At 71.0% G+C, this 19,550-nt stretch carries 22 protein-coding genes; 11 read left to right on the top strand and 11 right to left on the bottom strand.

Annotation, left to right across the window (positions count from 1 at the left end; all coding sequences use genetic code 11):
- Positions 1–2: 2 nt before the first annotated feature.
- Entirely contained in the window at positions 3–398 is a 396-nt protein-coding gene (locus ACFY8U_RS12385) for a hypothetical protein (protein WP_389569023.1), read from the bottom strand.
- 54 nt (positions 399–452) lie between these two features.
- Between ACFY8U_RS12385 and ACFY8U_RS12380 the strand changes: the two genes are divergently transcribed.
- Positions 453–1,151 carry a uridine kinase gene (locus ACFY8U_RS12380; protein ID WP_389569020.1) on the top strand — a complete coding sequence of 233 codons (699 nt, stop codon included), beginning with the start codon at positions 453–455 and terminating at the stop codon, positions 1,149–1,151.
- Positions 1,152–1,268: 117 nt separating this feature from the next.
- Here ACFY8U_RS12380 and ACFY8U_RS12375 read toward each other — a convergent pair whose 3' ends face one another.
- Positions 1,269–1,994 carry a SigE family RNA polymerase sigma factor gene (locus ACFY8U_RS12375; RefSeq protein WP_389569017.1) on the bottom strand — a complete coding sequence of 242 codons (726 nt, stop codon included), beginning with the start codon at positions 1,992–1,994 and terminating at the stop codon, positions 1,269–1,271.
- 160 nt (positions 1,995–2,154) lie between these two features.
- Between ACFY8U_RS12375 and afsQ1 the strand changes: the two genes are divergently transcribed.
- From afsQ1 to ACFY8U_RS12350, 5 genes are all read left to right on the top strand, one after another.
- Entirely contained in the window at positions 2,155–2,832 is a 678-nt protein-coding gene (gene afsQ1 / locus ACFY8U_RS12370; protein ID WP_181019089.1) for a two-component system response regulator AfsQ1, read from the top strand.
- A gap of 8 nt (positions 2,833–2,840) precedes the next feature.
- On the top strand, positions 2,841–4,313 hold the full coding sequence (locus ACFY8U_RS12365; RefSeq protein WP_389569715.1) for an ATP-binding protein: 1,473 nt from the start codon (positions 2,841–2,843) through the stop codon (positions 4,311–4,313).
- Positions 4,310–4,936 carry a hypothetical protein gene (locus ACFY8U_RS12360; protein ID WP_389569015.1) on the top strand — a complete coding sequence of 209 codons (627 nt, stop codon included), beginning with the start codon at positions 4,310–4,312 and terminating at the stop codon, positions 4,934–4,936. Before ACFY8U_RS12365 ends, ACFY8U_RS12360 begins: the two co-directional genes overlap by 4 nt.
- Before the next feature lie 91 nt (positions 4,937–5,027).
- Positions 5,028–5,576: a VanZ family protein gene (locus ACFY8U_RS12355; protein ID WP_389569013.1), complete on the top strand. Its 549-nt coding sequence runs from the start codon at positions 5,028–5,030 to the stop codon at positions 5,574–5,576.
- Between the two features lie 93 nt (positions 5,577–5,669).
- The gene (locus ACFY8U_RS12350) at positions 5,670–5,870 is read left to right on the top strand and encodes a PspC domain-containing protein (RefSeq protein ID WP_361442884.1); all 201 of its coding nucleotides are present in this window, start codon (positions 5,670–5,672) and stop codon (positions 5,868–5,870) included.
- A gap of 98 nt (positions 5,871–5,968) precedes the next feature.
- Here ACFY8U_RS12350 and ACFY8U_RS12345 read toward each other — a convergent pair whose 3' ends face one another.
- Complete coding sequence (locus tag ACFY8U_RS12345; RefSeq protein WP_361596648.1) at positions 5,969–6,322, bottom strand: hypothetical protein; 354 nt, start codon at positions 6,320–6,322, stop codon at positions 5,969–5,971.
- Positions 6,323–6,494: 172 nt separating this feature from the next.
- On the bottom strand, positions 6,495–7,649 hold the full coding sequence (locus tag ACFY8U_RS12340; protein WP_389569009.1) for an adenosine deaminase: 1,155 nt from the start codon (positions 7,647–7,649) through the stop codon (positions 6,495–6,497).
- Between the two features lie 115 nt (positions 7,650–7,764).
- Between ACFY8U_RS12340 and ACFY8U_RS12335 the strand changes: the two genes are divergently transcribed.
- Positions 7,765–8,541: an alpha/beta hydrolase gene (locus ACFY8U_RS12335; protein ID WP_361596643.1), complete on the top strand. Its 777-nt coding sequence runs from the start codon at positions 7,765–7,767 to the stop codon at positions 8,539–8,541.
- Between the two features lie 9 nt (positions 8,542–8,550).
- On the opposite strand, the gene ACFY8U_RS12330 is transcribed toward ACFY8U_RS12335, so the two are convergent.
- Positions 8,551–9,504: a LysR family transcriptional regulator gene (locus tag ACFY8U_RS12330; RefSeq protein WP_361596640.1), complete on the bottom strand. Its 954-nt coding sequence runs from the start codon at positions 9,502–9,504 to the stop codon at positions 8,551–8,553.
- A 62-nt stretch (positions 9,505–9,566) separates the two neighbouring features.
- Here ACFY8U_RS12330 and ACFY8U_RS12325 point away from each other — a divergent pair, with 62 nt between their 5' ends.
- From ACFY8U_RS12325 to ACFY8U_RS12315, 3 genes are all read left to right on the top strand, one after another.
- The gene (locus ACFY8U_RS12325) at positions 9,567–10,829 is read left to right on the top strand and encodes an MFS transporter (RefSeq protein ID WP_389569006.1); all 1,263 of its coding nucleotides are present in this window, start codon (positions 9,567–9,569) and stop codon (positions 10,827–10,829) included.
- 127 nt (positions 10,830–10,956) lie between these two features.
- A complete protein-coding gene (locus ACFY8U_RS12320) occupies positions 10,957–11,604 on the top strand; it encodes a L,D-transpeptidase family protein (RefSeq protein WP_389569712.1) in 648 nt (215 codons plus the stop codon).
- Between the two features lie 82 nt (positions 11,605–11,686).
- Complete coding sequence (locus ACFY8U_RS12315) at positions 11,687–12,661, top strand: sigma-70 family RNA polymerase sigma factor (protein ID WP_361442866.1); 975 nt, start codon at positions 11,687–11,689, stop codon at positions 12,659–12,661.
- On the opposite strand, the gene ACFY8U_RS12310 is transcribed toward ACFY8U_RS12315, so the two are convergent.
- Complete coding sequence (locus tag ACFY8U_RS12310; RefSeq protein WP_389569003.1) at positions 12,662–12,934, bottom strand: STAS domain-containing protein; 273 nt, start codon at positions 12,932–12,934, stop codon at positions 12,662–12,664.
- A gap of 54 nt (positions 12,935–12,988) precedes the next feature.
- Between ACFY8U_RS12310 and ACFY8U_RS12305 the strand changes: the two genes are divergently transcribed.
- Positions 12,989–13,696: an HAD family hydrolase gene (locus tag ACFY8U_RS12305; RefSeq protein ID WP_389569000.1), complete on the top strand. Its 708-nt coding sequence runs from the start codon at positions 12,989–12,991 to the stop codon at positions 13,694–13,696.
- 25 nt (positions 13,697–13,721) lie between these two features.
- Here the strand turns inward: ACFY8U_RS12305 and ACFY8U_RS12300 are convergent, their stop codons facing one another.
- The 5 genes from ACFY8U_RS12300 to ACFY8U_RS12280 all read right to left on the bottom strand — a co-directional run bounded on the left by ACFY8U_RS12300 (position 13,722) and on the right by ACFY8U_RS12280 (position 19,469).
- Complete coding sequence (locus tag ACFY8U_RS12300) at positions 13,722–14,999, bottom strand: thymidine phosphorylase (RefSeq protein WP_389568997.1); 1,278 nt, start codon at positions 14,997–14,999, stop codon at positions 13,722–13,724.
- Positions 15,000–15,080: 81 nt separating this feature from the next.
- A complete protein-coding gene (locus ACFY8U_RS12295) occupies positions 15,081–15,485 on the bottom strand; it encodes a cytidine deaminase (protein WP_389568992.1) in 405 nt (134 codons plus the stop codon).
- Positions 15,482–16,771 carry an ABC transporter permease gene (locus tag ACFY8U_RS12290; RefSeq protein ID WP_389568988.1) on the bottom strand — a complete coding sequence of 430 codons (1,290 nt, stop codon included), beginning with the start codon at positions 16,769–16,771 and terminating at the stop codon, positions 15,482–15,484. The genes ACFY8U_RS12295 and ACFY8U_RS12290 overlap by 4 nt, the downstream gene beginning before the upstream one ends.
- Positions 16,768–17,880 (bottom strand): ABC transporter permease, encoded by a 1,113-nt coding sequence (locus tag ACFY8U_RS12285; RefSeq protein ID WP_389568985.1) that lies wholly within the window; start codon positions 17,878–17,880, stop codon positions 16,768–16,770. The genes ACFY8U_RS12290 and ACFY8U_RS12285 overlap by 4 nt, the downstream gene beginning before the upstream one ends.
- Positions 17,877–19,469, bottom strand: a complete 1,593-nt coding sequence (locus tag ACFY8U_RS12280) for an ABC transporter ATP-binding protein (protein WP_361597284.1) — start codon at positions 19,467–19,469, stop codon at positions 17,877–17,879. The genes ACFY8U_RS12285 and ACFY8U_RS12280 overlap by 4 nt, the downstream gene beginning before the upstream one ends.
- Between the last annotated feature and the right edge of the window lie 81 nt (positions 19,470–19,550).

Below are 19,550 nucleotides of genomic sequence, written 5' to 3'. Positions count from 1 at the left end.
CGCTACGTCGTCGGCAGCAGCCCCGTCACCTCGCCGACCACCGGCAGGTCGTCCAGGCCGCCGCCCTTCGTGACGTGGTCGGTCACCAGGTTCGTGCCCACGGGCTTGAAGTCGGCGACCTGCGTGCCGATCCCGTTGTCCAGCGGGTCGACCCCGGTGTTCGCCAGCGGGTCGAGCTGGAGGCTCGTCAGCGGGCCCACCGCGTGGCCGGTGGCCCCGAGGGCCGCGACGGCGTCGCTGCCGGCGAGCGAGCCGACCGGCAGCGGCAGCGGGGCGGCCGGGGCCGCCTGCGCCGTCGCGCCCATGCCGAGGACCGCCGCTCCCGCCGCCGTCGCGGTCAGCCCGGCCTTCAGCAGGGCGCCGCGGCCGGGGGTCCTGGATTGCTTGTGACGCGCCATGAGAATCCTTCGACGTTGGGTAACGACAGAGACACCGAGCGTAGTTGAGGTGTGATGCTCGATACCAACTGCCTCCCTCGGGGGTCCCCTGCCCGGGGGAATGCCTCACACTGGTGTCCCGTGAGTTCCCAACCGATCCCGACCCGCGTCGTCCTGCTCGCGGGCCCCTCAGGCTCCGGCAAGTCGTCGCTCGCCGCCCTCGCCGGTCTCCCGGTCCTGCGTCTCGACGACTTCTACAAGGAGGCCGACGACCCGACGCTCCCGCTGGTCGCCGGCAGCGCCGACATCGACTGGGACTCCCCGTACTCCTGGGACGCCGACACCGCCGTCACCGCGATCGTGGAGCTGTGCCGCACCGGCCGCACGGACATCCCCGTGTACGACATCGCGACCAGCTCGCGCGTGGGCCGCGACGCCCTGGACATCGGCCGGACCCCGCTCTTCGTGGCGGAGGGGATCTTCGCGGCGGAGATCGTGGAGCGCTGCCAGGACCTCGGTGTCCTCGCCGACGCGCTGTGTCTGCGCGGCCGCCCCTCGACGACGTTCCGCCGCCGCCTGCTGCGCGATCTCAAGGAGGGCCGCAAGTCGGTCCCGTTCCTGCTGCGCCGCGGCTGGCGCCTGATGCGCTCGGAGCGCTCCATCGTGGCCCGGCAGACGGCGCTGGGCGCCCACCCCTGCGCCAAGCAGGAGGCCCTGGGACGCCTGGCCGCCGCGGCGGCGGGCCGGCACCGGACACCGGCGGCGCGGGCGTAACGAGGATCAGGACGACGAGAAACGCGGGTCGTACAAGCCCCCCCGGCTTGTCCGACCCGCGCTGTTTCCCCCGTACCCCCGTACGTCCCCCGTGTTTCCCCCGTTGCCCCCCGACCTTCAGGCCACCAGCTCGCCGAAGGACTCCTCCTCGTCACGGCCGAAGCTCAGGACCTCGTCCTCGCGCATCCGGCGCAGGGAGCGCCAGATGCTCGACTTCACCGTGCCGACACTGATGTCCAGGATCTCCGCGATCTCCGGATCCGTACGGCCCTCGTAGTAGCGCAGCACCAGCATCGTGCGCTGGAGCTCGGGCAGTCGGGCCAGCGCCTGCCACAGCACCGCGCGCAGCTCGGTCCCCCGCATCGCGTCCGTGTCGCCCGCCGTCTCCGGCAGCTCCTCGGTGGGGTACTCGTTCAGCTTCCGCCGGCGCCACGCGCTGATGTGCAGGTTGGTCATGGTGCGGCGCAGATAGCCGCCGACCGCCGCCTTGTCGCTGATCCGGTCCCAGGCCCGGTACGTCGAGAACAGCGCGCTCTGCAGCAGGTCCTCGGCCTCGAACCGGTCACCGGTCAGGTGGTAGGCGGTGGCGTACAGGGAGGCGCGGCGTTCCTGGACGTAGGCGGTGAACTCCGCCTCCGACACCGACTGCCGCTCCCCCGTGACCTCCCCGTACGCCGCTCCCCCGTCAGCCACGGCGACCATGTACGGCGCCTTGTGCTGACGCCCGGCGCTGCGAACGCACCCCCGCCCGTTCACCGCGCCGGACTTCTCCGCGCTCCGCACGACGACATCGTGGAGACGCGTGACAACTGCGCCTGAGGTGGTGCTGTGCAGTGCGTTCATCGTGCGCCCCCCGTCGGTTGGAGTGTGTTTCTGTCCGTGTGCCAAGAAGCTTGCCCGGGCCAGTTCATCGCGGTGTCCGCCGACTGTCACAGCCCTGTCACAGGCATCGGTCCGGCCACACAGTCGAACTCAGGTGGCCGCATGCGACAGAATGGCGTCCGTGCCTTTCCTGTTGCTGATCGAGGACGACGACGCCATCCGCACGGCCCTCGAACTCTCCCTGTCACGCCAGGGCCACCGAGTGGCCACCGCGGCGACGGGCGAGGACGGCCTGAAGCTGCTCAAGGAGCAGAGGCCGGACCTGGTCGTGCTGGACGTCATGCTGCCCGGGATCGACGGCTTCGAGGTGTGCCGGCGCATCCGGCGCACCGACCAGCTGCCGATCATCCTGCTCACCGCGCGGAGTGACGACATCGACGTGGTCGTCGGTCTGGAGTCCGGCGCGGACGACTACGTCGTCAAGCCGGTCCAGGGGCGGGTGCTCGACGCCCGTATCCGGGCCGTACTGCGGCGCGGCGAGCGGGAGTCCACCGACTCGGCGACCTTCGGTTCGCTGGTCATCGACCGTTCCGCAATGACGGTGACGAAGAACGGGGAGGACCTGCAGCTCACGCCGACCGAGCTGCGGCTGCTCCTCGAACTGAGCCGGCGGCCCGGACAGGCCCTGTCGCGCCAGCAGTTGCTGCGTCTGGTGTGGGAGCACGACTACCTGGGCGACTCGCGCCTGGTCGACGCCTGTGTGCAGCGGCTGCGCGCCAAGGTGGAGGACGTGCCGTCCTCGCCGACCCTGATCCGTACCGTGCGCGGCGTGGGCTACCGGCTGGACGTCCCTGCGTGAGAAGAGGGATGTTCGCCGGGCTGCGTTTCACCAGTCTGCGTCTGCGGCTCGTCGTCGTCTTCGCCCTCGTGGCGCTCACCGCCGCGGTGTCCGCGTCCGGGATCGCGTACTGGCTGAACCGCGAGGCGGTGCTCACCAGGACGCAGGACGGGTCGCTGAACGACTTCCGGCAGGAGATGCAGAACCGGGCCGCGACGCTTCCCCTGCGTCCCACCGAGGACGATCTGCGGCGTACCGCCGAGCAGATGGCGAGCGGCAGCGCCGGGTACAGCGTGCTGCTGCTCGGTGAGCGGGACGCGGGCAAGCCGATCATCGGGGCCTCGAACCCGGACACCTTCACGCTGGCCGACGTGCCGCAGTCGCTGCGTGTCGCGGTGGACACCGAGCGGCCGGTCAAGGAGGGCGACACCAGCCCGTACCACCTGTTCTGGCAGCGGACGCAGCGCGGTCAGACGCCGTATCTGGTCGGCGGGACGCGGATCGCCGGAGGCGGACCCACCGGCTACATGTTCAAGTCGCTGGAGGCCGAGCGGGCCGATCTGAACTCGCTGGCCTGGTCGTTGGGGATCGCGACGGCGCTCGCGCTCGTCGGTTCGGCCCTGCTCGCGCAGGCCGCGGCGACGACGGTGCTGCGGCCCGTGCACCGCCTGGGCGAGGCGGCGCGGCAGCTCGGCGAGGGCAAGCTCGACACCCGCCTGCGGGTCTCGGGCACGGACGAACTGGCCGATCTGTCACGGACGTTCAACAGCGCGGCGGAGTCCCTGCAGAAGAAGGTCGCCGACATGAGCGCGCGGGAGGAGTCCAGCCGGCGTTTCGTCGCGGACATGTCCCACGAGCTGCGTACGCCGCTGACGGCGCTGACGGCCGTGACCGAGGTCCTGGAGGACGAGCAGGACTCCCTCGACCCGATGATCGCGCCGGCCGTGGCGCTCGTGGTGAGCGAGACGCGGCGGCTGAACGACCTGGTGGAGAACCTGATGGAGGTGACCCGCTTCGACGCGGGCACCGCCCGGCTCGTCCTGGACGACGTGGACGTCGCCGACCAGGTCACCGCGTGCATCGACGCCCGGGCCTGGCTGGACGCCGTGGAGCTGGACGCCGAGCGCGGGATCATGGCGCGGCTCGACCCGCGCCGGCTCGACGTGATCCTGGCGAACCTGATCGGCAACGCGCTCAAGCACGGCGGTTCGCCGGTGCGGGTGGCGATCCGCACGGAGGACGGCGAGCTGGTGATCGAGGTACGGGACCACGGCCCGGGCATCCCGGAGGAGGTCCTGCCGCATGTGTTCGACCGCTTCTACAAGGCGAGCGCGTCCCGGCCCCGGTCGGAGGGCAGCGGTCTGGGTCTGTCGATCGCCATGGAGAACGCGCTGATCCACGGCGGTTCGATCACGGCCGCGAACTCGCCGGACGGCGACGGCGCGGTGTTCGTCCTGCGGCTTCCGCAGGACGACGAGCAGGGCGAGGTGGAGGAGAGTTGAGCCGGCTTCGCCGTGCGGGAGTACGTACGGGAGGGGTGGCGGCGGCCTTCGTGCTGGCCGCGCTCGCCTCCGGGTGCGGGATCAGGACGACGTCGGTGCCCGTGGACGCCGGACCGGCCCCTTCGCGGGTGCCGTGCAGCGTCATGGGCGACGAGGACGCCACGCGGACGACGGACGTCCCGGTCCGGGTCTTCCTGCTGTGCGGGTCGCAGCTGGAGCCGGTGGACCGGCGCGCGCCGCTGCCGGAGGAGAAGGCGAACGGGGACCGGGTGCCCACCGCGTCGGCGCTGCTCGCGCAGTTGCTGGCCGAGCCGTCGGAGAGCGAGCGGCAGGCCGGGTTCTCCACGGCCGTCAAGGGGCCGCTGCTCGTCACCGGCGGGTACAGGAGTGATCCGGCGGCCACGCTGCGCCTGAGCCGGCAGCCGGAGGACCTGACGCCGACCGCGCTGTCGCAGATCGTCTGCACCCTTGCGCACAGCTCGGCCGGCGCGGGCGAGGCGAGCGTGGTCCTCGGCGGGCCCGGTCCCTATCCGCCGCGCCGGTACGCCTGCACGACCGGGCTGAAGGAGCGCCCGGAGTCGGCGGCCCCGACGGTGGGTCTGCCCAGGCCTTCGGCGTCCTGAAGCGGGTGTTCCGCCGCGCGGCGGAACCGATTCCGGGACGGGACGCGTCTTGGGGGGCGTGCAGCGTCAAGGTTCGGGCGGCAGTGCCGCCGTGGTCGTACGCGTGGCGGGGTTCGTCCTCCTCCTCGCGCATCTGCTGCTCGTCGCCTGGGTCGCGCTCCGACCACGTGACGTGGCCTGGGTGACCGCGCCGAACCTGACCCCGCTGGCGGGGATCGAGGCGGATCTCGCGCTCGGCACGGTCGAGGCTGCCCGGCGGATCGGCGAGGGCCTGCTGCTCCTGGCGCCGCTCGGGGTCCTGCTCCCGATGGCGGACGGACGGCTCCATGTGTCGCCGTGGGCCTCCCTGGCCCGTACCGTCGCGGCCGGGGCGCTCGTGTCGCTCGCCGTCGAGCTGCTGCAGACCGCCGTGCCGGGCCAGGTCGTGGACGTGGACTCGCTGCTCCTGAACACCGCCGGGGTGGCGCTCGCCCATGTGCTGCTCGTGCCCGCCGGGCGGGCGCGGCTGCGCCGCAGGAGAACCGGGGCCGCCGGCCGGTCCTCCTCGGGGAGCAGGCAGGGCCGGGGTTCGGCCCTGCTGAGGGACGAGGGTTCTCAGGGGCCTACCCCGACGATTCCCAGGGTCGGGATCGCCCCGTAGACCGACGCTTTGTCCCCTCGGCCCGGGCGAGTATGGAGTCATCGGAAGCCCGACGGAGCGGCTTCCGGAAGACGCTTTCCGAAGGAGCCCACCATGGCCGCACTTGCCCGCCCCCGTGACGGACGCATGATCGGCGGAGTGTGCGCAGCGCTGGCACGGCGCTTCGGCACCTCGGCCACCACCATGCGGGTCATCTTCCTCGTCTCGTGCCTGCTGCCCGGTCCGCAGTTCCTGCTGTACCTGGCGCTCTGGATGCTGCTCCCGCAGGAGAAGTCGGCGAGCACCGCCTGGTAGCGGCACGGCCGGGGAATGGCACAGGACGTACGTACGCCGATGGGGCGCTCACCCGGGCCGGGTGGGCGCCCCATCGGCGTGCGTACGGCGGGAGGGGATCAGCCGAGCGGCAGGGCACCCAGCGGCAGACCGCCGAGCAGGCCGCCGACCGGGGTGTTGGCCAGCGGGCCGTTGGCGGCGTCGAGCGGGAGGTGCTGGGTGGCGGCACCGGCCGCGGCCGGAAGGGTCTTGACGCCCTGGTCGACCGACGCCTCGCCGGAGAGGAGGGACTCGGCGGCGCCGTCGGGGAGCTCGGTGAGACCGTCACCCAGCGGCACGGTCTGGGTGACCAGGCCGAGCGCGTCCGGGGTGGCGGGCAGCGACGGTGCGGCGGTGGCCGTGCCGGCGGCGGCAGCGGCGAAAGCGGCACCGAGAGCGGCGACACCGAGCGTCTTGGCGGCAGACTGCTTCATCAGAAAATCATCCTTGGGGATCTTGGGGATCTTTGAGCTTCGAGGAAAGCAGGGAATTCGGGGAATGCAGAGCGGCTTTGCAACTTAGCCACCGGATGACGCTCCCGCAAACACCGAAAGGCGGCCGAGCACATGTTCCCCGGCCGCCCCGGCGATTCCCCGAAGCCCTCCCTCAGTCCGCCTGCGGGGAAGACTCGCTGGTCGTAGCGGTCTGCCGGAACAGCCATTCGGACTTGAGCTCGGCATATCCGGGCTTGATGACGTCATTGATCATGGCCAGACGTTCATCGAAAGGAATGAACGCTGATTTCATCGCATTGACCGTGAACCACGCCATGTCGTCGAGCGTGTAATCGAAGGCCTCGACCAGCTGCTCGAATTCCCGGCTCATGCTCGTACCGCTCATCAACCGGTTGTCGGTGTTGACGGTGGCACGGAAGTGCAGCTTGCGGAGCAGGCCGATGGGGTGCTCGGCGATGGAGTCCGCCGCGCCGGTCTGGAGGTTGGAGGTCGGGCACATCTCCAGCGGGATGCGCTTGTCCCGTACGTACGCGGCGAGCCGGCCGAGCTTCACCGAGCCGTCGTCGGCGACCTCGATGTCGTCGATGATGCGCACCCCGTGGCCGAGCCGGTCGGCGCCGCACCACTGGAGGGCCTGCCAGATCGACGGCAGCCCGAAGGCCTCGCCGGCGTGGATCGTGAAGTGGTTGTTCTCCCGCTTGAGGTACTCGAAGGCGTCGAGGTGGCGGGTGGGCGGGTAGCCGGCCTCGGCGCCCGCGATGTCGAAGCCGACGACGCCGGAGTCGCGGTAACGGTTGGCGAGTTCGGCGATCTCCAGGGCGCGCGCGGCGTGCCGCATGGCGGTCAGCAGCGCGCCGACGCGGATGCGGTGGCCGTTCGCCCGCGCCTGGCGCTCGCCTTCGCGGAAGCCCTCGTTGACCGCCTCGACGACCTCCTCCAGCGTGAGCCCCGCCTCCAGGTGCTGCTCGGGGGCGTAGCGCACCTCCGCGTAGACGACACCGTCCTCGGCGAGGTCCACCGCGCACTCGGCGGCGACCCGGGCGAGGGCCTCGCGGGTCTGCATGACGGCGCAGGTGTGCGCGAAGGTCTCCAGATAGCGCTCCAGGGAGCCGGAGTCGGCGGCCTCGCGGAACCAGATGCCGAGTTTGTCGGGCTCGGTCTCGGGGAGGTTGTCGTAGCCCTGCGCGAGGGCGAGTTCGATGATCGTGCCGGGGCGCAGTCCGCCGTCGAGGTGGTCGTGGAGGAGCACCTTCGGGGCGCGGCGGATCTGGTCCGCGGTGGGGACGTTGGGGGTCTGGCTCGTCATTTCCGCACTCTAGCCCCTACGCGCGTAGAGCGCCCCTCCTCAACTCGCTTGTCGATACGTAACAGTGACCGCGCGTACGGATGGCGTACACCTCGGCTTCTGAGACTGTTCTGCCATGGCGCACTCCGCACTCGTAGGGACTGCCGGCAGTCGGACACCCCGGCTCGGACGGCCCGTCGGCGCATCGCACCCCGGTACAGCGGTGGGCGGTGTGGTCCTGCTCCTTCCCGACGGCGAGGTGGCGTCCGCGCGGGGCGCCTCGCTCCGGGCGCACGCGGCGCTGCTGCCGCTGGGCCGCCGGCTGGTCAGGGCAGGACGCGGGGAGGGTCTGGTGGCGCACGTGGTGCGCTACCGGGGGCGCGGGTGGAACGGCACGGACGCCCAGTTGGCCTCGGACGCCTCCTGGGCGGTGGCGGAGGCGGTACGGCGCTACGGCGACGTCCCCGTCTGCCTGGCCGGCCACGGGATGGGTGCGCGGGCCGCGCTGCGGGCGGCCGGACACGCCGCGGTCGACGCGGTCCTGGCGCTCGCGCCGTGGCTGCCGGAGGACGACGTGGCGGCCGAGCCCGAGCCGGTACGGCAGCTGGTCGGGCGCCGGATCCTGATCGTGCACGGCACGAACGACGCCCGGACGGATCCGGAGCTGTCGTACCGGCTGGCAGAGCGGGCGAAGAAGGCGAACCGCGACACGTGCCGCTTCGAGGTGCACTCCGACGGCCACGCGCTGCGCCAGTACCACGACGAAATCCAGGCCCTGGCCGCCGACTTCGTCCTCGGCTCGCTCTTCGCCCGGTCCTACGCCCGCCCGGTCGCGGACGCGCTCGCGGCTCCGCCGCCGCTGGGGCTGCGGATGCCGCTGGCGGCGGGCTTCGGCCGCGCGCTGCGCCGGTAGGGGCCGGCGTCACTCCGGCAGGAGAGAGCCGCGCTTGCTCAGCAGGAAGCGCTTGAAGGCTGCCACCGGGGCCGTGTCCGGGTGGCCGTCGAGCCAGGCGACACCGATCTCGCGGACCGCGCGGGGGGCCGTGACCGTGAGCTCGACGACGCCGGGGCGCGGGACCGCGGGCGGCGGCAGCAGCGCGACGCCCAGACCCGCCGCGACCAGGCCGCGCAGGGTCTCGGCCTCCTCGCCCTCGAAGGCGACGCGCGGGGTGAATCCGGCCTCGGCGCACAGGTCGTCGGTGATGCGCCGCAGCCCGTAGCCGGGCTCCAGGGTCACGAAGGTCTCCTCGGCCGCCTCCGCGAGACGGACCCGCTTGCGGGAGGCGAGCCGGTGGTCGTCGGGGACGACGAGCCGCAGGCGCTGCTCGTCCAGGCGGCGGGCCACGAGGTCGGGCGCGTCCGGGACGGGAGAGGTCAGGCACAGGTCCAGGTCCCCGGCCCGCAGCCGCTCGATCATCGCCTCGCCGTAGTTCTGGACGAGGGTGAAGCGGACCCTGGGGTGGTCGACCCGGAAGGCGCGGATGAGTCCGGGGACGGTCTCGGAGCCCATGGTGTGCAGGAACCCGAACGCCACCCGCCCCGCCGCCGGGTCCGCGTCCGCCCGTACGGAGTCCGCCGCCCGCTCCACCTCCGCGAGGGCCCGCTCGGCCGAGGCCAGGAACGTCCGGCCGGCCGGGGTCAGCGAGACCGTCCGGCCCCTGCGGGCGAAGAGAGCCACCCCCAGGTCCTGTTCGAGCCGGACCATCGCCCGCGAGAGCGTCGACTGGGGCACCCCCATCTCGGCCGCCGCCCTGGTCACATGCTCGTGCCGGGCCACGGCCGCGAAGTACGCGAGCCGTGGCGCGAGCAGCAGCCCCATGTCTTCTTCGTAACTACTCGGTGACAGCCGACCCTGTGACCTGTACTCATGCACCATGGGAACGATTACAGCAGTTCCATGCATTGGACGCATGAAACGAATCGTCCTACGTTCGAGACATGCCTTCCGCCAGTACCAAGGCGGCCGCCACCAGCACGGTCGCCGACACCCGTCTCGCCCCCGGAGCCCCCGGTCACCGCCGGATGAGTTTCGCGCTCTTCGCCGCCGGCCTCGCCGCCTTCGCACTCCTCTACTCCACCCAGGCCCTCCTGCCCGCGATCTCCGCCGAGTTCGGCGCCACCGCCTCCGCGGCCTCCTGGACCGTCTCCGCCGCGACCGGCGCGCTCGCCCTCCTCGTCCTCCCCATGAGCGCCCTCTCCGAGCGCTTCGGGCGGCGCACGATGATGACCGCCTCGCTGGCGGTCGCGGTCGCCGTCGGGCTGCTCGTCCCCTTCGCCCCGAGCCTGGAGTGGCTGGTCGCCCTGCGCGCCGTCCAGGGTGCGGCGCTGGCGGGCCTGCCGGCCTCCGCGATGGCGTTCCTCGCCGAGGAGGTACGGCCCAAGGCGCTGATCGCCGCGATCGGGCTCTTCGTCGCGGGCAACTCGATCGGCGGCATGAGCGGCCGGATCGTCACCGGCTGGGTGGCACAGATGTGGGGCTGGCGCGCCGGACTCCTCGCGGTCGGTCTGATGGCGGTGGCCTGCGCGGTCGCCTTCCGGGTCCTCATCCCCAAGGCCCGCCACTTCACGCCGGGTTCGCTCAACCCGAAGGCGCTCGCGGCGACGGTCCGCACCCACCTCGCCGACCCGCTGCTGATGCGTCTGTACGCCATCGGCGCCCTGTTCATGACGGTCTTCGGCGCGGTCTACACCGTGATCGGCTACCGCCTGGTCGAGGCCCCGTTCTCGCTCCCCCAGGGCGTCATCGGCTCGGTCTTCCTGGTCTACCTGGTCGGTACGGTCTCCTCGGCCGCGGCCGGGAAGCTGGTCGGCCGGCTCGGCCGGCGCGGGGCGCTCTACCTGGCCGTCGGCACGACCGCGGCCGGTCTGCTGCTCTCGCTCTCCGACGCCCTCGCCGCCGTCCTGCTCGGCCTGGTCCTGATCACGGCCGGCTTCTTCGCCGGGCACGCGGTCGCCTCCTCGTCGGTGAGCCGGACCGCGACGACGGGCCGCGCGCAGGCCTCGGCGCTCTACCAGTCCGCGTACTACATCGGCAGCAGCGTGGGCGGCACGCTCGGCGCGATCGCCTTCCACTCCGGCGGCTGGGCGGGCACGGTCCTCCTGGGCCTCGTCGCCGTCCTCGGCGTCGTGTCGATCACGCTCTACGGCAGCCACAGCGCGCGGGTTCAGGCCCGGAGGATCCCGCTGCGTACCGCGCACTGAATCGAGACCGGATCCGTACAACCAGAACGCGTCCCCGCTCGTCCTCTGAGTCATAGGACTCAAGGGGGAGTTGGTGATCATGCACGGGATAAGGAAGCGGGCCGGGATCGTCCTCGGCATCACCTCGATGGTGGTGCCGCTGACGGTCGCCCTCGGCGCGGGGACGGCCCAGGCGGCGTCGTGCAACGTGACGACGGGGCCGCACCAGAAGCAGGTGGAGAGGTTCCTCGGGCGGACGGTGGACGGGAAGCAGTCGCTCGCCGACTGCAAGGCCATCCAGTCCTTCCAGCGCAAGCACGGCATCACCCCGACCATGGGCTACGCGGGGCCGCTGACCTGGCGGACGATGAACACGATGCTGGAGCAGAAGGCCGCCGGGAAGAACCCGAACAAGGCCGGCAAGTGCCCGACCAACAAGGGCCGGATCGCCTGTGTCGACCTGACGCGGCAGCTGAGCTGGATCCAGGACGGGAAGAAGCTGAAGTACGGCCCGGTGCCGGTCCGTACGGGCAAGAACGGGACCGAGACCCGTACGGGCTCCAAGAAGATCTACTGGCGCAGCATCAACCACTGGTCGACGATCTACCACGTCTCGATGCCGTACTCCCAGTTCTTCGACGGCGGGCAGGCGTTCCACTCCACGACCAAGTCCATGTGGAACCCGCCGGGTTCGGGCGGCTGCGTCAACATGCGTCCGGCGGACGCCAAGGCCTACTGGAACCTGCTCAGGAACGGTGACGACGTGTACGTCTACGGACGGAAGCCGGGAACCTGACCCCCGGTGTCAGTGGGCTGCGGTAGCTTCCCCTCATCGGCACAGCACCGGTGCCGATGAGGGGCGACTGGGGTGGACCTGCATGAGTGACCTGGCTACCGAGGACCGGAACTCCGAGCTGGAGAAGTACCGCACGGAGCTGACCGGCTACTGCTATCGGATGCTCGGCTCGTCGTTCGAGGCCGAGGACGCCGTGCAGGACACGATGGTGCGCGCCTGGCGCTCCTTCGACTCCTTCGAGGGGCGCTCGTCGCTGCGCTCCTGGCTCTACCGAATCGCCACGAACGTGTGCCTGGACTCGCTCAACGCGGGGAACAGGCGCGCGCGGCCGATGGATCTGACGGCCGCGACGCCGGTCGCCCAGGCGCAGCTGAACGCCCGGCCGGAGATCACCTGGCTGGAGCCGGTCCCCGACGGCCGCGTGCTGCCGTCGGTGGCCGACCCGGCGGAGACCGCGGTCTCCCGCGAGACCGTGCGGCTGGCGTTCGTCGCCGCCCTGCAGCACCTGCCGCCGAAGCAGCGGGCCGTGCTGATCCTGCGCGAGGTGCTGGCCTGGAAGGCGAGCGAGGTCGCCGAGCTGCTCGACACCACGGTCGCCTCGGTCAACAGCGCCCTCCAGCGGGCGCGCGCCACGATCGCGGAGAACGAGCCGACGGTCTCGGACCCGGCGGACCCGCTGGACGAGGAGCAGAAGCAGCTCCTGGAGCGCTATGTCGCGGCCTTCGAGGGGTACGACATGAAGGCGCTGACCGCGCTCCTCCACGAGGACGCGACGATGTCCATGCCGCCGTACGACCTGTGGCTGCGCGGCCACGACGACATCGTGGGCTGGATGCTCGGGGTCGGCGACGTCTGCCGCGGATCGAAGCTGGTGCCGACCGTGGCGAACGGTTCGCCGGCGTTCGCGCACTACCACCCGGACCCGGAGGGCGGGTACAGCCCGTGGGCCCTGATCGTCCTGGAGGTGCGGGACGGCAAGGTCGGCGGGATGGACTTCTTCCTGGACACCAAGCGGTGGTTCCCGCTGTTCGACCTTCCGGAGCGGCTGGACGCCTAGTCAGACGAGGAGGTCGGCAAGCCCGACCAGGCCGAGGAGGAGCCGCAGCTCACCACCGGCGCCCTCGAACCGCAACCGATGCCCGGCCCGCCCGGCGGTGAGCTTCAGCCGGGCGAGGGCGTCCACGGCGGCGAGATCGGCATGGGCCAGCCCGCCGACGTCGCAGACCACGTCGGTGGGCGCCACCTCTTCGAGCACGGCGCACAGCCGGGCGACCTCGTCGGGGGTGGCCCGGGCGGCGAGGGTCAGTACGAGCGGTTGACTGATGTCCACACCAGGAAGACCCTCACCACGGCCGGAACTCATCGGCCCCCTAGGCTGCGGCCCATGACGGAACTGGTGATCTTCGACTGCGACGGCGTCCTGGTGGACAGTGAGCGGATCTACTGCCGGGTCGATCGCGAGGTGTTCGCCACCCTCGGAGCGAAGTTCACGGAGGCCGAGATCGTCGATCGGTTCGTGGGCTCGTCGAACGAGATGCTCACGTCGATCCTGGAGGAGCGCCTCGGGCGGCTCCTGGAGCCGGACTGGCACCAGGCGTACAAGCACCTGTACGAGACGGCGCTGGACGCGGAGCTGACGGCGGTGGAGGGTGTCACGGACGTGCTCGACCGGCTGAAGGTGCCCTTCTGTCTGGCATCGAACGGCAGCCACCGCTCGATCCGCAGGAACCTGACGCGGGTGGGCCTCCTCGACCGTTTCGAGGGCCGGATGTTCAGCGCCCGCGACGTGGCGCGCGGCAAGCCTGCCCCGGACCTCTTCCTGCACGCGGCGGCCTCCATGGGCGTCACCCCGGAGCGGTGCGCCGTGGTCGAGGACAGCCCATACGGCGTCCAGGCGGCCCGCGCGGCCGGGATGCGGGCCTTCGGCTACTGCGGGGGCCTGACGCGGGCGGACCGGCTGAGGGGCGCGGGAACGGTGGTCTTCGACGACATGCGGGAACTGCCGGGGCTGCTGTCGGCGGCGCCGACGGCGGAGGTCCCGGCACGCCGAACGGGACCGGTGGAGGTCCACCGGTCCCGTTCACCCGAATGAGGCCACTGGCATACGCCTGGCCTGGTCAGGCGATGCGGTCCAGGACGATCGGGTTCGGGGTGAACGCCGTGCCCTCCGCCGCGATGTCCCAGGCGGCGTCCAGGGACTTCAGGGCGTAGTCGAACTTCTCCGGCGTGTCCGTGTGGAGCGTCAGCAGGGGCTGGCCCGCCGTGACCGTGTCGCCCGGCTTGGCGTGGAGCTCGACGCCCGCGCCCGCCTGGACCGGGTCCTCCTTGCGGGCGCGGCCGGCGCCGAGGCGCCAGGCGGCGATGCCGATGTCGTACGCGTCGAGGCGGGTCAGGACGCCCGACGAGGCCGCCGTCACGACGTGCTGCTCGCGGGCGACCGGGAGGGTCGCGTCCGGGTCGCCGCCCTGCGCCGCGATCATCCGGCGCCACACGTCCATCGCCGAACCGTCCGCCAGCGCCTTCGCCGGGTCCGCGTCCTTGATCCCGGCCGCGTCGAGCATCTCGCGCGCCAGGGCGATCGTCAGCTCGACGACGTCCGCCGGGCCGCCGCCCGCCAGGACCTCGACCGACTCGCGGACCTCCAGGGCGTTGCCGGCGGTCAGGCCGAGCGGGGTCGACATGTCGGTGAGCAGCGCGACCGTCTTCACACCGCTGTCCGTGCCCAGGCCGACCATCGTCGAGGCCAGTTCACGGGCGTCCTCGAGGTTCTTCATGAACGCGCCGGAGCCGACCTTCACGTCCAGGACGAGCGAGCCCGTGCCCTCGGCGATCTTCTTCGACATGATCGAGGAGGCGATCAGCGGAATCGCCTCCACCGTGCCGGTGACGTCACGCAGCGCGTAGAGCTTCTTGTCCGCCGGCGCCAGGCCGTCGCCCGCCGCACAGATCACCGCGCCGGTCGTGTCCAGGACGTGCAGCATCTCCTCGTTGGAGAGCAGCGCGCGCCAGCCCGGGATCGACTCCAGCTTGTCCAGCGTGCCGCCGGTGTGGCCGAGGCCCCGGCCCGACAGCTGCGGCACGGCCGCGCCGCAGGCGGCGACGAGCGGGGCGAGCGGAAGGGTGATCTTGTCGCCGACGCCACCCGTGGAGTGCTTGTCGGAGGTGGGACGGGAGAGCGAGGAGAAGTCCATGCGCTCGCCGCTCGCGATCATCGCGGCGGTCCAGCGGGCGATCTCCGTACGGTTCATGCCGTTGAGCAGGATGGCCATGGCCAGGGCGGACATCTGCTCGTCGGCGACCTCGCCGCGGGTGTAGGCGTCGATGACCCAGTCGATCTGCTCCGGGCTCAGCTCGCCCTTGTCCCGCTTGGTGCGGATGACGGAGATGACGTCCATGGTGGTGCCTCTTTCTACGCGCATAGAGGGGTAAAGGAGGAGCGGCCCTTCCCATCGTGCCGGAAGGGCCGCTCCGCGGTCTTACTTGGCGAGGTGGCCGGGGCCGAAGGCCTGCGGGAGCATCTCGGCCAGCGTGACGAACCCGGCCGGGGTCTCCAGGACGAGCTCGGGGCCACCGAACTCGTACAGCAGCTGCCGGCACCGTCCGCACGGCACCAGGGACTCGCCCTGGCCGTCCACGCAGACGAAGTGGGTCAGCCGGCCGCCGCCGGTGGCCTGGAGCTGCGAGACGAGCCCGCACTCCGCGCACAGCCCGAGGCCGTACGAGGCGTTCTCGACGTTGCAGCCGGAGACCACGCGCCCGTCGTCGACCCGGGCGGCCGCGCCGACCGGGTAGCCGGAGTACGGGGCGTAGGCACGGGACATGGCGTCCCGGGCCGCCACCCGCAGCAGCTCCCAGTCGGGCTCGCGGTCGCCGGGTGTCACTTGCCTTCGCCCTTGCGGTAGCGCATGCCGTCCGCCTTGGGCATCCGCAGACGCTGCGCCGAGAGCGACAGCACCAGCAGGGTCACGACGTACGGGGTGGCGCTGACGAACTCGACCGGAACCGTGTCCGTACCGAGGTACCAGATGAACACGCCGACACCGATGACGATGGCGATCGAGGAGGTGATCCAGCGCTTCTTGTACGCCTTCCAGGCCGCGATCGCGACGAGCACCGCGAACAGCAGCAGGAGCAGCGCGTGCACGGACTCGCCGCCGCTGCGCAGCTGAAGCGCGTCGGCGAAGCCGAACAGGCCCGCGCCCATCGCCAGGCCGCCCGGCCGCCAGTTGCCGAAGATCATCGCAGCGAGGCCGATGTAGCCACGGCCACCGGTCTGGCCCTCGTTGTAGATGTGCGAGGTGACCAGCGACAGGAAGGCGCCGCCGAGACCGGCCATACCGCCGGAGACGATCACGGCGATGTACTTGTACTTGTAGACGTTGACGCCGAGCGACTCGGCGGCGATCGGGTTCTCACCGCAGGAGCGCAGGCGCAGACCGAACGAGGTCTTCCACAGCACGAAGAACGTACCGATCACCAGCAGTACGGCGATGATCGTGACCACCGAGACGTTGGTGACCAGGCCGCCGAGGATGCCGGCGATGTCCGAGACCAGGAACCAGTGGTGCTTCTCGATGTCGGCCAGCCAGTCGGACAGGCCCGGGACCGTGACCGAGGTGATCTCCTCGGCCGGCGGGGACTGCTTGGGGCTGCCGCCCTTCGTCGCCGCCTCGCCGGAGTTGAACCACAGCTTGGCGAAGTAGGTGGTGAAGCCGACCGCCAGGATGTTGATCGCGATACCGGAGATGATGTGGTCGACGCCGAAGGTGACCGTGGCGACCGCATGCAGCAGACCGCCGAGCATGCCGCCCACGATGCCGGCGAGGATGCCGAGCCACGGGCTGGTCTGCCAGCCGGCCCAGGCACCGAAGAAGGTGCCGAGGATCATCATGCCTTCGAGGCCGATGTTGACCACACCCGCGCGCTCGGCCCACAGACCGCCGAGACCGGCGAGGCCGATCGGCACGGCAAGCGAGAGCGCGGCACCGATCTGGCCGGCCGAGGTGAGGTCCTGCGCGCCGGTGATGGCGCGGACGGCCGAGAGGGCGATGAGCCCGCCCGCCACGATCAGCAGGATCCAGGGCAGGGAGAGGCGGGTGCGGCCGCCCTTGCCACCGGCCGCCTTGGGCGCGGCGGGCGGCGGGGTGGAAGTCGCCGTGGCGGTCACGCCGACACCTCCGTCGAGTTGTTGGAACGGGCCTGGGCCGCGAGCTTCTCGCCGACCTGGCGCTGCTGGCGCTTGAGGCCGTAGCGGCGGACGAGTTCGTAGGCGATGACGACGCAGAGGACGATGACGCCCTGCATGACGCCGACGATCTCCCGGTCGTAGTCCTCGAACTCCAGCTGCTGGCCGCCGCGCTCCAGGAAGCCCCAGAGGATCGCGGCGAGCGCGATGCCGATCGGGTGGTTGCGGCCCAGCAGGGCGATGGCGATACCGGTGAAGCCGATGCCGACGGGGAAGTCGCCGCCGAACTCGTACGAGTCGTTGAGCAGCGTCGGCATACCGATCAGGCCGGCCATGGCGCCGGAGATCAGCATGGAGGTGACGACCATCCGCTTGACGTTGACGCCGGAGGCCGCGGCCGCCGTGTCGGACTGGCCGACGGTGCGCAGGTCGAAGCCGAAGCGGGTGCGGGAGAGCGTGAACCAGTACCCGATGCCCGCGATGACCGCGACGACGACGAAGCCGTAGACCGGGGTCGGCGTGGTCGGGAACTCGAAGAAGTGCGAGGACTCCGGCAGCGGGGTCGTCGCGACCTTCGTACCGGCCGCGTCCAGGTGGCCGAGACGGCCGGGCTGGAGCAGGTAGCCGATGATCGCGGTCGCGATGAAGTTCAGCATGATCGTGGAGACGACCTCGCTGACACCCCGGGTGGTCTTGAGGACACCGGCGATGCCCGCCCACATGGCGCCGACGATCATCGCGGTGATGATGATCAGCGGAATCTGGACGATGCCGGGAAGGGTCAGCGCGCCACCGACGGCGGCGGCGAAGAACGCCGCGAGACGGTACTGGCCGTCGACACCGATGTTGAACAGGTTCATGCGGAAGCCGATGGCCACCGCGATGCCCGCCAGGTAGTACGTCGTCGCCTTGTTGATGATGTAGACCTGGCTGTCCGACTTGATGCCGTAGTCGAACATGATGCCGAAGGCGCTGAACGGCTCCTTGCCGGTGGCCGCGAGCACCAGGGCGGTGATCAGGAAGGCGGCGACGATCGCGAGCAGCGGTGCCGCGATGCCGAGGAGCAGCCGCTCCTTGTCGAACTTCTTCATCGGGCCTCGTCCTCCGGGCCGTCGGTGCCCTCAGGGCTCTCAGGGTGCTCAAGGTGGCCGGCGGCGGCGCCGGTCATGGCCGAGCCCAGCTCCTCCGGGGTGATGGTCGCCGGGTCGGCGTCGGCCACCAGACGCCCGCGGTACATCACGCGCAGGGTGTCGGAGAGGCCGATCAGCTCGTCCAGGTCGGCGGAGATCAGCAGGACCGCCAGGCCCTCGCGGCGCGCCGCGCGGATCTGGTCCCAGATCTGCGCCTGCGCGCCGACGTCCACACCACGGGTGGGGTGGGCGGCGATCAGCAGCTTGGGGTCGTGGCTCATCTCGCGGCCGACGATCAGCTTCTGCTGGTTGCCGCCGGAGAGGGAAGCCGCGGTGACCTCGATGCCGGGGGTACGGACGTCGTACTCGCGGACGATCCGCTCGGTGTCCTTGCGGGCGGCCTTGAGATCGAGGATGGCGCCCTTGGAGTTGGGCTTCTCGGTGACGTGGCCGAGGATGCGGTTCTCCCAGAGGGGGGCCTCCAGGAGCAGACCGTGCCGGTGGCGGTCCTCGGGGATGCAGCCGATGCCGTCCTCACGCCGCTTGCGCGTCGGGGCGGACGAGATGTCGGCGCCGTCGAGGGTCACGACACCCCGGTCGGCGTTGCGCATGCCCATGATCGTGTCGACGAGCTCGGACTGGCCGTTGCCCTCGACACCGGCGATGCCGAGCACCTCACCCTTGTGGATGGTGAAGGTGATGCCGCCGAGGACCGCGCGGACCACGCCGTCGGGGTCGACGGCGCTGAGCGACAGGTCCTGGACCGTCAGCATCGGCACGTCGGTGACCGTCGACTCGCGGGTCTCCGGCGAGGGCAGTTCAGCGCCGACCATCAGCTCGGCGAGCTGCTTGGTCGTGGTGTGCTTCGGGTCGGCGGTGCCGACCGTGGTGCCGCGCCGGATGACGGTGATCTCGTCGGCGACCGACAGGACCTCGCCCAGCTTGTGCGAGATGAAGATGACCGTCAGACCCTCCGCCTTGAGCTCGCGCAGGTTGTCGAAGAGCGCGTCGACCTCCTGCGGCACGAGCACGGCGGTCGGCTCGTCGAGGATCAGGGTGCGGGCGCCGCGGTAGAGGACCTTGAGGATCTCCACGCGCTGACGGTCGGCCACACCGAGGTCCTCGACGAGCACGTCGGGACGGACGCCGAGGCCGTACGCGCCGGAGATCTCCTTGATCTTGGCGCGGGCCTTGTCGCCGATGCCGTACAGCTTCTCGGAGCCGAGGACGACGTTCTCGAGGACCGTGAGGTTGTCCGCGAGCATGAAGTGCTGGTGCACCATGCCGACACCGCGGGTGATGGCATCGCCGGGGCTGTTGAACGTCACCAGCTCGCCGTCGACCGTGATGGTGCCCTCGTCCGGCTTCTGCATGCCGTACAGGATCTTCATCAGGGTCGACTTGCCCGCGCCGTTCTCGCCCACGAGGGCGTGCACGGTGCCGCGGCGCACGGTGATGTCGATGTCGTGGTTGGCCACGACTCCGGGGAAACGCTTGGTGATGCCGCGGAGTTCTACGGCGTTGGGACTGCTGGGGCTGGAGGCTTTGATGACGCACTCTCCTAGGCAGGGAGCGTGAGGAGGGGATGAGGCGGTGCGCAGGCGCTGTCGGTGGCGAAAAATACCCTGTAC

Origin of the sequence: Streptomyces sp. NPDC012508 (assembly GCF_042902595.1) — a bacterium.
Taxonomy (GTDB): Bacteria; Actinomycetota; Actinomycetes; order Streptomycetales; family Streptomycetaceae; genus Streptomyces.
The sequence above is the reverse complement of the archived record's forward strand: the minus strand, read 5'-3'. Positions and strand labels throughout refer to the sequence as shown.